The sequence below is a fragment of the Streptomyces sp. NBC_01288 genome, from assembly GCF_035982055.1.
In the GTDB taxonomy this organism is placed as follows: Bacteria; Actinomycetota; Actinomycetes; order Streptomycetales; family Streptomycetaceae; genus Streptomyces.
Genome location: NZ_CP108427.1, coordinates 7,218,725 through 7,232,585 on the forward strand (window position 1 = coordinate 7,218,725; position 13,861 = coordinate 7,232,585).

The window sequence follows — 13,861 nt, forward strand, 5'->3', positions numbered from 1 at the left end:
GGTGCGAGGGATGATCCGAAGTCGTGGCCGTCGCACCCGCGACAGGTTGATCCTCTCCACGCCATACTGCCGCCCATGACGGCAGCGAAGGCAGTGAAGCCAGTGGACACGGCCAAGGCGGCGAACCTCGGTGTTCTCTTCGCCATCGAGGTCGGCGTCCTCGTGGCCGTCGGCTACTGGGGGTTCACGCGGGACCTCGCCACGCCGCTGACCTGGCTGCTCGGGGTCGGTGGGCCCGTCGTGCTTGCCGTGGTGTGGGGGCTGTGCGGGTCGCCCAAAGCCAAGTACAAGGTGCGGGGCGCCGGGCGGGTCGGGTTCGAGGTGGTGTGGTTCGGGGTCGGGGTTGCCGCGCTGGGTCTTGCGGGTGCTTACGACTGGGCCCTCGTCCTCGCCCTCGTGTGTGTGGTGAGCAAGACGCTGGCCGTCATCTGGCGTCAGTAGCAGGCGAGTTCACGACCTCGGGCGTCGGCCCTCGACTCACCCCTCGCCCAGCAGTGCCAGGAAGTCCCTGAACGCCCCCGGCATGTCCACCGACTCCGGGTCCAGCAGCCACTGGTACTGCAACCCGTCCATCACCGCGACCAGCAGCGGAGCCGCCCGCTCGGGCGTCAGGCCGTTCGGCAGGCGGTCGCCGTACTCGGCGCGCAGCACCCCCGCCATGTTCGCCCGGACGCGGACGTACCGCTCGGTGAAGTAGTCCCGCGCCGGATGACCCTCCGTCACGCTCTCGCCGAGGAGGGCCGAGAAGGTCTGGATGATCCCGGGCCGCATCGCGTTGTACTCGACCAGGGAGGCCAGCAGGTCGACCCGCCACCGGCTGTCGGGTACGGCGTCCCACTGGTCCCGCTCCTCCAGGACGGCGACGAGCAGCGTGTCCTTCGTGGGGAAGTAGTGCAGCAGCCCCTGCTGGGTCAGGCCGACCCGCTCCGCCACCGCCGCCAGGCTCGCGCCCCGGTAGCCGCGTTCGGCGATCACCTCCAGGGCCGCCCGCACGATCTCGGCGCGTCGTTCCTCGCGCCGGGTCCTGGAGTTCGTGGCGTTCATGGCGTCACCGTACGACACCCGGCGATCGTTCACGTAACAGCAAGATTACGAAACCTACCGCTCTACAGGTAACCGATGCACGATGGAGGCACGGCACCACACGGACTCAGCGAGGAGGCACCGGGATGGCGGGACCCCGTAAAGCGGTCGAAGCGGTCGAAGCGGTCGAAGCGGTCGAAGCGGTCGACGCGGTCGAAGCGGTCGACGCGGTCGTCGAGGCGGCCCTCGGCAAGCTCGACCTGGATGCCAAGGCGCGGCTGCTCGCCGGGCAGGACATGTGGTCGTTGCCCGCGCTCCCGGAGATCGGCCTGAAGTCGCTCGTCATGTCCGACGGCCCGATCGGCGTCCGGGGTGTGCGCTGGACCGCCGACGATCCGTCCGTCGCACTGCCGTCCCCCACCGCCCTCGCCGCCACCTGGGACCCCGAACTCGCCCACCGGGCAGGTGTGTTGCTCGCCCAGGAGGCCCGCCGCAAGGGTGTTCACGTCCTCCTCGCCCCTACCGTCAACCTCCACCGCTCCCCGCTCGGCGGACGGCACTTCGAGGCGTACAGCGAGGACCCGTACCTCACGGGGCGGATCGGCGTCGGGTACGTAACAGGCGTACAGGCAGGCGGAGTCGGCACCACCGTCAAGCACTTCGTCGCCAACGACGCCGAGACCGACCGCTTCACCGTCGACAACCTGATCTCCCGACGCGCCCTGCGCGAGCTGTACTTGGCCCCCTTCGAACTCATCGTCGAGAACGCCCACCCCTGGGGCATCATGACCGCCTACAACAGGGTCAACGGCACGACGATGACCGAGCACCGGTACCTGGTGAACGAGATCCTGCGCGGCGAATGGGGCTTCGACGGCTTCAACGTCTCCGACTGGACCGCCGCCCGCTCCACCGTCGGCGCCATCGAGGGCGGCCTCGACGTCGCCATGCCCGGCCCGAAGACCGTCTACGGCGAGGCCCTCGCCCGGGCCGTGCGCGACGGCGAGGTCGAGGAGGCCACCGTCGACACCGCCGTACGGAACGTGCTGCGGCTCGCCGCCCGCGTCGGCATCCTGGACGGCGCCGAACCCGTCGTCTCCGAAGCTCAACTCCCGTCCCCTGTCGACGGCGAGGCCCTCGCCCGCGAGATCGCCCGCCGCTCCTTCGTCCTCGCCCGGAACGAGAACGACGCCCTCCCGCTGAAGCCGAACGGCACCGTCGCGCTCCTCGGCGCCGCCGCCCGCGACGCCCGCGTCCTCGGCGGCGGCTCCGCCATCGTCTTCCCGCCCCACACCGTCTCCCCGCTCGACGGCCTCACCGCCGCCCTCCCCGAAGGCACCCTCAGCTACGCCGTCGGCGCCGACCCGAACACCGAACTCGCCGACGCCGACAAGGGGTTCGAGCTGCGCGCGATCTGCCGGGACGCGGCGGGCCAGGTCATCGGCACCGCCTCCGCGCCCAGCGGACAGCTCCGGTGGATGGGCGCCGACCTCCCCGAGGGCGTCACCCACGACACCCTCCACACCGTCGAACTCGCCGGCACCTTCACCCCGCGCGACAGCGGCCGACACACCTTCGGCATCAAGGGATTGGGCGCCTTCACTCTCACCGTCGACGGCACGACGTACTACGACGACGTCCAACGCCCGCTCAAGGACGACCCGTTCAGCTCCTTCTTCGGCGCCCCCGCACCCCGCGCCCGCGTCGACCTCACCGCCGGCACCCCGGTCGAGGTCTCCCTGACCTACGTCGTGAGCTTCTCCGAGAACCGCGACCTCAAGGTCATCGGCTTCTCGCTCGTCCACCAGGAACCGCAGCGCGACCCCGACGAACTCATCGCCGAGGCCGTCGAGTTGGCGCGCACCGCAGACACCGCCGTCGTCGTGGTCGCCACCACCGAACGCGTCGAGTCCGAGGGCTACGACCGCACGGACCTCCAACTCCCCGGGCGGCAGGACGACTTGGTGCACGCGGTCGCCGCCGCCAACCCGAACACCGTCGTGATCGTCAACTCCGGCTCCCCGGTCGAACTGCCCTGGCGCGACGAGGTCGCCGCCGTCCTGCTCGGCTGGTTCCCCGGCCAGGAGGGCGGCGCGGCCCTCGCCGACGTCCTCACCGGCAGCCACGAACCCGGCGGCCGGCTCCCCACCACCTGGGGCTCCCTCACCGACGCCCCCGTCACCCAGGTCGTCCCGGACAACGGCGAACTCCCGTACACCGAGGGCGTCTTCATCGGCTACCGCGCCTGGGAGAAGGAGGGCCGTACCCCGTCGTACCCCTTCGGGCACGGCCTCGGTTACACCGACTGGAGCTATGAATCGATCGAGGCGGAGGGCACGAGTGTGACCGTCCGGATCACCAACTCCGGTGTCCGGCACGGCCGTGAGGTCGTCCAGGTCTATCTCGCCCCCACCGACACCGACACGGTCACCGCTCCGGAGCGTCCCGCCCGCTGGCTGGCCGGATTCGCCGGGGTCGAGGCCGGGCCCGGCGAGAGCGTCGACGTGGTCGTCGAACTTCCGCGCCGATCTTTCGAGATCTGGGATGAGACGGCGAACGCGTGGGCATTTGTAAAGGGTTCGTACGAGATCCAGGCCGGGCGCTCGATCACCGACCGCAGGGTCGCGACGACGATTAACGTCTGACCCGGGACGCCGTCCCCCTCAGACAGCCCCGGTCCGGGACCTGACCCCTGGACCGGGGCTCATTCTTGCCCGGGCGACCGACTCAGCGGGCCGAGAAGCCGTACACCGTCTCCGAGCGGTAGATGTCGCCCGGGCGCAGTTCCGTGCTCGGGAACTCGGGCCGGTTGGGGGAGTCCGGGAAGTGCTGGGTCTCCAGGGCGATCCCGGCGCCCGGGGCGAACGGGTCGGTCAGGTGCTCACCGGTGTAGAGCTGGATGCCGGGCTCGGTCGTCGCCACCGTCAACACCCGCCCGGACGCCGGGTCGTACAGCTCGGCGATCTCGACGGCGGCCGGCGTCACACCCTTGTCCAGCACGAAGTTGTGGTCGTAGCCGGAGCCCACCTTCCGCGCCTCCCGGAAGTCGAAGCGCGTGCCCGCCACCTCGTCGAGCGCACCGGTCGGGATCAGATCGCCGTCGACCGGCGTGAACCGCGAGGCGGCGAGCCGGAGTTCATGACCACCCGGGCCGCCCGTGCTGCCCGCGCCGCTCAGATCGAAGTAGCTGTGATTCGTGAGGTTCACGACGGTCGGCGCGTCCGTCGTCGCCTCGTAGCCGAGGCGCAGCGCGCCCGACTCGTCCAGCGTGTACGTCGCCGAGACGACGAGCCGCCCCGGGAAGCCCTCCTCGCCGTGCGCGCTGACCCGGCTGAGCCGCAGCCCGTGCTCGATGGGTTCGACGTCCCACACCCGCTTGTCGAAGCCGCGCTCGCCGCCGTGCAGGGAGTTGGGCGCGTTGTTCTGCGCCAGCGAGTACGTGACGCCCTCCAGCGGGAAACGGCCGCCCGCGATGCGGTTCGCGTACCGCCCCACCAACGCGCCGAGATACGGCTCGGGATGGGCGAGACAGCCGTCCAGATCCGCGAACCCGAGCACCACGTCCGCCGCGTGCCCGTCCCGGTCCGGCACCTCCACCGACTGCACGATCCCGCCGTACGACAGCACCCGCACCCGCACACCGGCCCGCTCCAACGTCCAGCGGTGCACCGGCGTGCCGTCGGGCAGGGTGCCGAAAAGTTCGCTCATGAGGGAAACCCTAGGTCACGGGTGTGCGCGCGATGACGCGACGGTAGGCGATCTCGGCGAGCCGCGCCTGACCGTCCGTGCTCGGGTGGAACCAGTCCCAGTGGCTCAACTGGTCCGTGCCGAACCGGAAGTCGTAGACCGCGCCCCCGTCGAACCGGCACCGCTCGTCCGTCGCGCACACCTGCTCAAGCACCTTGTTGTACGACTCCACCCGGTCCAGCACGGTGTCGCGCCGCTCCGTCGCCGCCGAGTCCAGTGCGTCCGCGTCGGCCAGCATCGAAGGGCAGATGCCCAGCTTCCAGATCTCCTTGCCCAACGGGTTCGTCCGCCCCTGCGACCAGAGCCGCTTGAGATTCGGCACGCTCGCGACGTAGACCTGCGTCTTCGGCAGTGCCCGGCGCAGCGTCTTCAACGAGGTCTCGAACTCGGCGCGGAAGTCCGCGACGGAGGTCATCGCCGAGGTCGAGGCCCGGCAGGCGTCATTGGCCCCCACCATCACCGTGACCAACTGCGGCTCGCGTGCGACCGCCTGGCCGATCTGCGCGGGCAGGTCGGCCATCCGCGCCCCGGTCTCCGCGTAGTTCCAACTGCGCTCCGCCGCGCCCGTCTTCCCCAGCAGCCGTACGGCGAGACTGTCGACCGCGGCCGAACTGCCCGTCGCCCAGGACACCTCCGGGCAGTCCGACAGGACCGAACAGGCGTCGAAACCGCGGGTGATGGAGTCACCGACCGCCGCGACCGAGGACGGGCTGCTGTCCCACACCGGGGCGGGGGAGGGCTTCGCCTTGGCCGCCGTACCGCTCTTGCTGTGCGCGCCGGCCGAGTCGCCCCCGCCGGAGTCGCAGCCGGCGGCTCCCAGGACGGCCGCCGCCACGACGGCTAGCGCGGCCCGTGAACGGTGACGTCGGATTCGCATGCCCTGGCCCAGCCCCTTGGTGTCGTGTCACATCTCAACCCATAACAACGCGCGAGGGTTCCCGAACGTGTGCGATGCAACGGCTCACCCCCGTACAAGCGTCCCCATGGGTGAATGGCGGCGTTTCCTGGCACCGGGAGGGACGGTACGTCACACTCCGCGCGCCGCCGCACGGTAGCCTCGCCCTCAACGTGGCTGCCCTGCCGCCGCCGTTCGCCAGTCAGCAAGATGCCCCGCTCTGTCCGGAGGTCCCGGTGACGACACGTGGAGTTCTGTACGTGCACTCCGCGCCGCGCGCGCTGTGCCCGCACGTCGAGTGGGCCGTGGCCGGGGTGCTCGGCACACGCGTCAGCCTCGACTGGATCCGACAGCCCGCCGCCCCCGGAACCTGGCGCTCCGAATTTTCTTGGAAGGCCGAGGCGGGCACCGCCTCCAAACTCGCCTCAGCCCTGCGCGGCTGGCACCTCCTCCGCTTCGAGGTCACCGCCGAGCCCAACCCCACAGCCGAGGGCGAGCGCTACAGCTGCACCCCCGAACTGGGCATCTTCCACGCGGTAACCGGCATCCACGGCGACATCCTCATCCCGGAGGACCGCCTACGCGCGGCGCTTACGAGGTCTCAGCAGGGCGAGACAGACCTGGAAGCGGAGATCGCCAAGCTCCTCGGCAAGCCCTGGGACGACGAGCTGGAGCCGTTCAGATACGCGGGCGAAGGCGCCCCCGTGCGCTGGCTTCACCAGGTGGTCTGAAAAACACGGTCAGGGGCGATTCCCTCAGGGGCGCGGGGAACTGCGCGACCAGCCCCCACCGGCCGCAAGCCGACAAACGACATGTGGCCCGCTCCCCAAAACCCAGGGGGCGGGCCACACATCGTTCAGCAAACGCCTCAGACCGTCCGGAACGCCAACACCACGTTGTGCCCACCAAACCCGAACGAGTCGTTCAGGGCAGCGATCCGCCCCTCAACAGGAAGCTTCCGAGCCTCCCCGCGAACAACATCCGCGTTGGCCTCAGCCTCCGGGTCGAGGTTCTCGACATTGATGGTCGGCGGCGCGATCCGGTTGTACAGCGCGAGCACGGTGGCAACCGACTCAACGCCACCCGCACCACCCAGCAGATGCCCGGTCATGGACTTCGTGGCCGAGACAGCCATGTGGTCCGCGTCGTCACCGAACACCTTGCGCAACGCCTTGAGTTCGGCCACGTCACCCGCCGGCGTGGACGTCGCGTGCGCGTTCACGTGCACGATCTCCGCCGCGTCGAGGTCGGTGTTGTCCATCAGGTTCCGCAGGGCCTGCGAGATGCCACGCCCCTCCGGCTCCGGCTGCACGATGTCGTGGCCGTCGGCGGAGATACCCTGCCCGACCGCCTCGGCGTACACCCGGGCACCGCGCTTCGCGGCGTGCTCGGCGGACTCCAGGACGAGGACGCCCGCGCCCTCGCCGAGGACGAAGCCGTCGCGGCCGGTGTCGTAGGGACGCGAGGCGCCCTGCGGGTCGTCGTTGTTCTTGGACATCGCCATCATGTTGCCGAACGCGGCGATGGGCAGCGGGTGGATCGCCGCCTCCGTGCCACCCGCGACGACGACGTCGGCGCGGCCGGTGCGGATCATCTCGATGGCGTAGCCGATGGCCTCGGCGCCGGAGGCGCACGCGGAGACCGGCGTGTGCACGCCCGCGCGGGCGCCCACGAGCAGACCCACGTTGGCGGACGGGCCGTTCGGCATCAGCATGGGGACGGTGTGCGGGGAGACGCGGCGGACGCCCTTCTCCTTCAGCACGTCGTACTGGTCGAGCAGGGTCGTCACACCGCCGATGCCGGAGGCGATGACGGTGCCCAGCCGGTCGGGGTCGACCGCCGGGTCCTCACCGGCCTTGTCGGTGAAACCGGCGTCCGCCCACGCCTCCTTGGCCGCGATCAGCGCGAACTGCGCCGAGCGGTCCAGACGGCGGGCCTGCGGACGCGGGATGACCTCGGAGGGGTCCACGGCGGCCGGCGCGGCGATACGGACGGCCTGCTCGGCGGCCCACTCCTGCTCCAGGGGCTTCACGCCGGACTTGCCGGCGATCATGCCTTCCCAGGTCGAGGCTGCGTCGCCACCCAGCGGTGTGGTTGCGCCGATACCGGTGACGACCACGGTGCGATTGGTCGGGCTCACGGGAATTCTTTCTCCAACGGTACGAGGATTAAGCGGCGCCACCGCCGGGTGGCGGGGCCATGCAGCCGGGCCTGTGGGGCGGCTCGGCCAGGTGGGCCCGGGCCTATGAGGCGGCTCGGGCCAGCTGGACCGGGCCTAAGAGGTGGCTCAGGCCTGGTGCTTGAGGATGTAGTCGGTCGCGTCGCCGACCGTCTTGAGGTTCTTGACGTCCTCGTCGGGGATCTTGACGTCGAAGCGCTCTTCGGCGGCGACGACGACCTCGACCATGGACAGCGAGTCGACGTCCAGGTCGTCGGTGAAGGACTTGTCCAGCTGGACGTCCTCAACCGGGATGCCGGCGATCTCGTTCACGATGTCGGCGAGACCGGCGACGATCTCTTCCTGAGTGGCGGCCATGTCAGGCGCTCCTTCTTTGTGATCCAGAGGGTGTGGCGTTGCCCGCCGCGGCAGCGGCGGGTGAGTACAGCCGTACCGGATCCGATGATGATCCGGCACGGAGTGCCTAGGGGAGGGTAACGACCGTCGCGGCGTACACGAGACCCGCCCCGAAGCCGATGACGAGCGCGGTGTCGCCGCTCTTGGCCTCGCCGGTCGCCAGAAGCCGCTCCATAGCGAGCGGGATCGAGGCGGCCGAGGTGTTGCCGGTGGTGCGTACGTCACGCGCGACCGTGACGTGCTCCGGCAGTTTCAGCGTCTTCACCATCGAGTCGATGATCCGCTCGTTGGCCTGGTGGGGAATGAAGACATCCAGGTCGTCCGGGGTGATCCCGGCCGCGTCCAGCGCCTGCTGGGCGACCTTCGCCATCTCGAACACGGCCCAGCGGAACACCGCCTGGCCCTCCTGCGTGATCGCAGGGAACTTGCCCGTGCTGTCGTACTCGGTCCACGGCACGGTCTGCTTGATGGTGTCGGACTTGTCGCCCTCCGAGCCCCACACGGTCGGACCGATGTGCGGCTCCTTCGCGGGGCCCACCACGACCGCGCCCGCGCCGTCACCGAACAGGAAGGCCGTCGCGCGGTCCTCCAGGTCGGTCAGGTCGGACAGCCGCTCCACGCCGATGACCAGCACGTACTCGGCGCTGCCCTCGACGATCATGCCCTTGGCGAGGGTGAGGCCGTAGCCGAAGCCCGCGCAGCCCGCCGAGATGTCGAACGCGGCGGCCTTGTTCGTGCCCAGCTTGTCGGCGATCTCCGTCGCCACGGCCGGGGTCTGCTTGAAGTGCGAGACCGTGGAGACGATCACGCCGCCGATCTGCTCGGCGGTGATCCCCGCGTCCGCGATCGCCTTGCCGGACGCCTCGATGGACATCGCGGCGACGGTCTCCTCGTCGTTCGCCCAGTGCCGGGTCTCGATGCCCGAGCGCGAGCGGATCCACTCGTCGGACGAGTCGATCGTCTCCAGGATCACCTCGTTCGGGACGACACGGACCGGACGGTAGCCGCCCACGCCGAGGATGCGCGCGTACGGTGCGCCCTTGCTCGGCTTGATCTTCGTCGACATGTTCCTACGGCTCCTTCTTCAGGCGTTGGCGTGCTCGGCGATGAGCTCGCGGGCCGCGTCGAGGTCGTCCGGGGTCTTCAGGGCCAGCGTCTTCACGCCGGGCAGGGCGCGCTTGGCGAGGCCGGTCAGGGTGCCGCCGGGGGACAGCTCCAGGAGCGCGGTGACGCCGAGCTCCTTGAAGGTCTCCATGCACAGGTCCCAGCGGACCGGGTTGGCGACCTGGCCGACCAGCCGCTCCAGCACCTCGGCACCGGTGGCGACGGCCTGGCCGTCCTTGTTCGAGACGTACGTGATCGTCGGGTCGCCGGGCGTCAGTTCCTGCGCGGCCTTGGCGAGCGTGTCGACCGCCGGGCCCATGTGCCGCGTGTGGAACGCGCCGGCCACCTTCAGCGCCACGACCCGTCGCACGCCCTCGGGCTTGTCGGCCTCCAGGGCGGCGAGCTGCTCCAGCGTGCCGGCGGCCACGATCTGGCCCGCGCCGTTCACGTTCGCCGGGGTCAGGCCCAGCTTCTCCAGGTGCGCGACCGTGGTGTCCGGGTCGCCGCCGAGCAGCGCGGACATCCCGGTCGGGGTGATCGCGGCGGCCTCGGCCATCGCCAGACCGCGCTTGCGTACGAGGGTCAGGGCGGCGGTGTCGTCCAGGACGCCCGCGAGGACGGCGGCGGTGATCTCGCCGACGCTGTGACCGGCGACAGCACCCGGCGTCACGTCGCCGAGGGCGGCTGCGGAGACCAGTCCGGCGGCGACGAGCAGCGGCTGGGCGACGGCGGTGTCACGGATCTCGTCCGCGTCGGCGTCGGTGCCGTAGTGCACCAGGTCGAGGTCGGCGGCGGCCGAGAGGGCACGCAGACGGTCCTCGACACCGGGGAGGTCGAGCCAGGGGGTCAGGAAGCCGGGCGTCTGGGCGCCCTGGCCGGGAGCGACGAGTACGAGCACTCTCACACTCTCTCTTGGGGACGGGCACGGCCGCCCGTGGGGACAGGGACGAAGAACAGGAAGGGGTTTTGTGGAGCCCCGACAAAAGGCTAGTTCTGGGGATCTCCATCGGCCAGACGTCCCAGGATCAGCGCGATCCGCAGCGTGAACGCCGACCGTACATCCGACGGCGACCAGCCGGTGACGTCAGTCACACGTCGAAGCCGGTAGCGCACGGTGTTGGGATGGACGAACAGCATCCGCGCGGCACCTTCGAGGCTGCTCGCCTGTTCCAGATAGACACTGAGCGTCTCCAGGAGCGCGGACCCGGCCTCCTCCAGCGGTCTGTAGATCTCCTCCACCAACTGGTCCCGGGCGCCGGGGTCACCGGCCATCGCGCGTTCCGGAAGCAGGTCGTCCGCCAGTACCGGGCGCGGGGCGTCCTGCCAGGCGGAGCACGCCTTGAGCCCGGCGGCGGCGGCCTGCGCGGACCGGGTGGCGGCGAGCAGATCGGGCACGATGGGCCCGGCCACGACGGGGCCGGCCGCATAAGGCCCGATCAGCGACTTGGCCACGGCGAGCGGATTGTCGCTACCGCCGGCGATGACGACGAGCCGGTCCCCGAGCACCCCGGTGAGCACCTGGAGCTTGGCGTGCCGCGCGGCCCGCCGAATGGCTTCGACGGTCAGTTCACTGTCGCCGTCGGGCGCTGTCCCGAGGACGACACACACATGCTCGGGCGAGTTCCACCCGAGGGCGGCGGCCCGGCTGACGGCCCCCTCGTCGGCTTCCCCGCTCAGCACGGCGTTCACGACCAGCGACTCCAGCCGGGCGTCCCACGCGCCGCGCGCCTCGGCGGCCTGCGCGTACACCTGGGCGGTCGCGAAGGCGATCTCCCGGGCGTACACGAGAAGCGCCTCGCGCAGCACGGACTCGTCGCCGGGGGCGGCGACCTCGTCGATGGCGGACTCCATGACCTCGATGGTGGTGCGCACCATCTCGACGGTCTGCCGGAGGGTGATGGCCCGGGTCAGCTCACGCGGAGCGGTCCCGAACACATCGGTGGAGATGGCCTGCGGCGCGTCCGGGTGCCGGAACCACTCGGTGAACGCGGCGATACCGGCCTGCGCGACCAGCCCGATCCAGGAACGGTTCTCCGGTGGCATCGCCCGGTACCACGGCAGCGTCTCGTCCATGCGCGCGATGGCCTGGGCGGCAAGACTCCCGGACGACTGCTCCAGCCGCTTCAGAGTCGCCGGGTGCGAGTGGGCACGGGGCAGTGGGCCTGCGGGTCTGCTGGTTTCGGGTTCGGGCACGGGACAAGACTGCCTTATCCGGGCGGGGCTGTGCGGTGCGGGTGGCTGCCGCCGGGCTTTCGCGGGGGCTGGGCCCACGGTGCCGGGTACGTGGACCGGGGTCGCGGTCGCCGTCCCTGGGGGCTCCGCCCCCAGACCCCCAGGCCTAGGCCCACCCACCACGCGTCTCGGTGGGCTCAGAAGTGAGCTACGGGCTGACTCGGTGGGTCGGGATCGAGAGTGCACCAGCGCTCGATCCGGTAGAGCTGGACGCCGTTGGGATCGAGCCCTGCCCCGCAGGGCTACCGTGGACCCGTGATGGACGTACGGCGTTCCGCCGAGCGCTACCCAGGGGGTGACCCGCAGGCCGGGATCCAGTCCTGGCATGCCTTTTCCTTCGGGCCGCACTACGACCCGGACAACCTGCGGTTCGGCGCGGTCATCGCCTGCAACGAGGAACGGCTCGCGCCCGGCGCGGGGTTCGACGAACACCCGCACAGCCACACGGAGATCATCACCTGGGTCGTGGAGGGGGAGTTGAGCCACCGGGACTCCACGGGACACCTGACCCGGGTCCGGCCCGGTGACGTCCAGCGGCTCAGTACGGGGGACGGGGTCCGGCACGTCGAGCGCAACGACAGCGACTCGCCCCTGACCTTCGTGCAGATGTGGCTCGCCCCCATGGAACCCGGCGGCGAACCGTCGTACGGGATCGTCCACGGCATCGCCGACTCCACGCCGTACGCGGTGCCGGAGGCCGGCGCGATGCTGCACGTGCGACGGCTCACGCCGGGTGAGCGTACGGCCGTACCCGACGCGGTGCATGTGTACGTGCATGTCGTGCGCGGTGAAGTGAGCCTGGGCGGGGAGAAGTTGGGGCCGGGGGACGCGGCGCGGATCACGGACGCGCGGGATCTGGTGGTGGAGGCGGCCACCGGGGCCGAGTTGCTGATGTGGGAGATGACCTAGAGGTCCGCGAGTACCGCGTCCGTGAACGGCGGCCACGCCTCGACCGCCCACGGCCCGAACGCCCGGTCCGTCAGCGCCACGCACCCCACGCCCGCCGCCGGGTCGATCCACAGGAACGTACCGGCCTGCCCGAAGTGCCCGAACGTGCGCGGGGAGGACGAACTCCCCGTCCAGTGCGGGGACTTGGAGTCGCGGATCTCGAAGCCGAGGCCCCAGTCGTTGGGGTTCTGGTGGCCGTAGCCGGGCAACACGCCCTTGGTGCCGGGGTATTGAACCGTCATCGCCTCGGCGACCGTGCGGGGGTCGAGGAGCCGGGGGGACTGGACCTCGGCGGCGAAGCGGAGGAGGTCCTCGACCGTCGAAACACCGTCCTTCGCCGGGGAGTTGGCGCCTTCCAGGGTGGTCGACGTCATGCCCAGGGGGTCGAGGACCGCCTGGTGCAGATACTCCGCGAACGGGATCTCCGTCGCCTTCGCGAGGTGGTCGCCGAGTTGCTCGAAGCCCGCGTTCGAGTACAGGCGGCGCTGGCCGGGCGGGGCCGTCACGCGGTGTTCGTCGAAGGCCAACCCCGAGGTGTGGGCGAGGAGATGGCGGACCGTGGAGCCGGGCGGGCCCGCCGGTTCGTCCAGCTCGATCGCGCCCTCCTCGTACGCGACGAGGGCCGCGTACGCCGCGAGCGGCTTGGTGACCGAGGCGAGCGGGAAGCGGTGGTCGGTCGGGCCGTGGGTCCCGAGGACGGTCCCGTCGGCTCGTACGACGGCTGCCGCGGCGGTCGGTACCGGCCAGTTCTCGATCAGCGCGAGGCTCTGCAAGGACATGCCGTCGAGCCTAAGTGGTTCAGAGCATGAGCCCCATCATGGGGTCGGGCTTGCGGGTGAAGCCGAGGGAGGCGTAGAGCGGCTCGGCGTCGGGGGAGGCGGTGAGGAGGACCTGGCCGGCGCCGCGTTCGCGGAACCACTGGAGGAGTTCGTCCATGCACGCGCGCGCGTACCCGCGGCGTCGCGCGTCCGGGTCGGTGGCCACGCTGAAGACGAACCCGGCCTTCCCGTGCGGGTTCTCCGCCTTCCCGATCCGGTAGTCGACGGTCCCGACCACCAGCGCCGCCAGTGCCCCGGGCCGCTCCGGATGATCGACGACGAAGGCCGCGAAGTCGTCGTCCGAGGCGAGCCGGTCCCGTAGCGTCGGCAGGGACTCGGCGTGCCAGTCCGTGCCCGGGTCCGAACCCGGCATCGAGTCGATCATCACCTGGCGCAGTCGGAGCAGTTCGGCGGCGTCGTCGGGGGCGGCCCGTCGTACGAGACTCATGTCCCGCACGCTATCCACCGCACCCCTGGCCCGTCCTGCCGATTTCTTACCGGTACCGCTTGCTTCGAGTG

At 70.7% G+C, this 13,861-nt stretch carries 14 protein-coding genes; 4 read left to right on the forward strand and 10 right to left on the reverse strand.

All coding sequences use genetic code 11. The annotated features are described in order from the left end of the window. Positions 1–75: 75 nt before the first annotated feature. Positions 76–441: a YrdB family protein gene (locus tag OG194_RS32660; protein ID WP_327404359.1), complete on the forward strand. Its 366-nt coding sequence runs from the start codon at positions 76–78 to the stop codon at positions 439–441. A 36-nt stretch (positions 442–477) separates the two neighbouring features. Here OG194_RS32660 and OG194_RS32665 read toward each other — a convergent pair whose 3' ends face one another. Beyond that, positions 478–1,062 carry a TetR/AcrR family transcriptional regulator gene (locus tag OG194_RS32665; protein ID WP_327407290.1) on the reverse strand — a complete coding sequence of 195 codons (585 nt, stop codon included), beginning with the start codon at positions 1,060–1,062 and terminating at the stop codon, positions 478–480. A 107-nt stretch (positions 1,063–1,169) separates the two neighbouring features. Here OG194_RS32665 and OG194_RS32670 point away from each other — a divergent pair, with 107 nt between their 5' ends. Next, on the forward strand, positions 1,170–3,668 hold the full coding sequence (locus tag OG194_RS32670) for a beta-glucosidase family protein (RefSeq protein WP_327404360.1): 2,499 nt from the start codon (positions 1,170–1,172) through the stop codon (positions 3,666–3,668). Positions 3,669–3,750: 82 nt separating this feature from the next. Here the strand turns inward: OG194_RS32670 and OG194_RS32675 are convergent, their stop codons facing one another. Together OG194_RS32675 and OG194_RS32680 are read right to left on the reverse strand one after the other, a co-directional pair. Next, on the reverse strand, positions 3,751–4,731 hold the full coding sequence (locus OG194_RS32675; protein WP_327404361.1) for an aldose epimerase family protein: 981 nt from the start codon (positions 4,729–4,731) through the stop codon (positions 3,751–3,753). A 10-nt stretch (positions 4,732–4,741) separates the two neighbouring features. Continuing rightward, on the reverse strand, positions 4,742–5,647 hold the full coding sequence (locus tag OG194_RS32680; RefSeq protein WP_327404362.1) for an SGNH/GDSL hydrolase family protein: 906 nt from the start codon (positions 5,645–5,647) through the stop codon (positions 4,742–4,744). A 254-nt stretch (positions 5,648–5,901) separates the two neighbouring features. Here OG194_RS32680 and OG194_RS32685 point away from each other — a divergent pair, with 254 nt between their 5' ends. Beyond that, entirely contained in the window at positions 5,902–6,396 is a 495-nt protein-coding gene (locus tag OG194_RS32685; RefSeq protein WP_327404363.1) for a DUF3145 domain-containing protein, read from the forward strand. Positions 6,397–6,533: 137 nt separating this feature from the next. On the opposite strand, the gene OG194_RS32690 is transcribed toward OG194_RS32685, so the two are convergent. The 5 genes from OG194_RS32690 to fasR all read right to left on the reverse strand — a co-directional run bounded on the left by OG194_RS32690 (position 6,534) and on the right by fasR (position 11,537). Further along, positions 6,534–7,805, reverse strand: a complete 1,272-nt coding sequence (locus OG194_RS32690) for a beta-ketoacyl-[acyl-carrier-protein] synthase family protein (RefSeq protein WP_327404364.1) — start codon at positions 7,803–7,805, stop codon at positions 6,534–6,536. 147 nt (positions 7,806–7,952) lie between these two features. After that, positions 7,953–8,201, reverse strand: coding sequence for an acyl carrier protein (locus OG194_RS32695; protein ID WP_015660680.1), 249 nt, complete (start codon positions 8,199–8,201; stop codon positions 7,953–7,955). 106 nt (positions 8,202–8,307) lie between these two features. Beyond that, positions 8,308–9,306, reverse strand: a complete 999-nt coding sequence (locus OG194_RS32700; protein ID WP_327404365.1) for a ketoacyl-ACP synthase III — start codon at positions 9,304–9,306, stop codon at positions 8,308–8,310. A gap of 18 nt (positions 9,307–9,324) precedes the next feature. Beyond that, complete coding sequence (locus OG194_RS32705; RefSeq protein WP_327404366.1) at positions 9,325–10,242, reverse strand: ACP S-malonyltransferase; 918 nt, start codon at positions 10,240–10,242, stop codon at positions 9,325–9,327. A gap of 89 nt (positions 10,243–10,331) precedes the next feature. Continuing rightward, positions 10,332–11,537 carry a fatty acid biosynthesis transcriptional regulator FasR gene (gene fasR / locus OG194_RS32710; RefSeq protein WP_266855956.1) on the reverse strand — a complete coding sequence of 402 codons (1,206 nt, stop codon included), beginning with the start codon at positions 11,535–11,537 and terminating at the stop codon, positions 10,332–10,334. A gap of 297 nt (positions 11,538–11,834) precedes the next feature. Here fasR and OG194_RS32715 point away from each other — a divergent pair, with 297 nt between their 5' ends. Continuing rightward, the gene (locus OG194_RS32715; RefSeq protein ID WP_327407291.1) at positions 11,835–12,485 is read left to right on the forward strand and encodes a pirin family protein; all 651 of its coding nucleotides are present in this window, start codon (positions 11,835–11,837) and stop codon (positions 12,483–12,485) included. Here the strand turns inward: OG194_RS32715 and OG194_RS32720 are convergent. Further along, positions 12,482–13,303 carry a serine hydrolase domain-containing protein gene (locus tag OG194_RS32720; RefSeq protein ID WP_327404367.1) on the reverse strand — a complete coding sequence of 274 codons (822 nt, stop codon included), beginning with the start codon at positions 13,301–13,303 and terminating at the stop codon, positions 12,482–12,484. The genes OG194_RS32715 and OG194_RS32720 overlap by 4 nt on opposite strands. A 19-nt stretch (positions 13,304–13,322) precedes the next feature. Beyond that, complete coding sequence (locus tag OG194_RS32725; RefSeq protein WP_327404368.1) at positions 13,323–13,790, reverse strand: GNAT family N-acetyltransferase; 468 nt, start codon at positions 13,788–13,790, stop codon at positions 13,323–13,325. Positions 13,791–13,861 lie beyond the last annotated feature (71 nt).

Coding starts and splice junctions, on each gene's coding strand:
- OG194_RS32660 (WP_327404359.1), top strand. CDS start 76: ATGACGGCAGCGAAGGCAGTGAAGCCAGTGGACACGGCCAAGGCGGCG.
- OG194_RS32670 (WP_327404360.1), top strand. CDS start 1,170: ATGGCGGGACCCCGTAAAGCGGTCGAAGCGGTCGAAGCGGTCGAAGCG.
- OG194_RS32675 (WP_327404361.1), bottom strand. CDS start 4,731: ATGAGCGAACTTTTCGGCACCCTGCCCGACGGCACGCCGGTGCACCGC.
- OG194_RS32680 (WP_327404362.1), bottom strand. CDS start 5,647: ATGCGAATCCGACGTCACCGTTCACGGGCCGCGCTAGCCGTCGTGGCG.
- OG194_RS32695 (WP_015660680.1), bottom strand. CDS start 8,201: ATGGCCGCCACTCAGGAAGAGATCGTCGCCGGTCTCGCCGACATCGTG.
- OG194_RS32700 (WP_327404365.1), bottom strand. CDS start 9,306: ATGTCGACGAAGATCAAGCCGAGCAAGGGCGCACCGTACGCGCGCATC.
- OG194_RS32715 (WP_327407291.1), top strand. CDS start 11,835: ATGGACGTACGGCGTTCCGCCGAGCGCTACCCAGGGGGTGACCCGCAG.
- OG194_RS32720 (WP_327404367.1), bottom strand. CDS start 13,303: ATGTCCTTGCAGAGCCTCGCGCTGATCGAGAACTGGCCGGTACCGACC.
- OG194_RS32725 (WP_327404368.1), bottom strand. CDS start 13,790: ATGAGTCTCGTACGACGGGCCGCCCCCGACGACGCCGCCGAACTGCTC.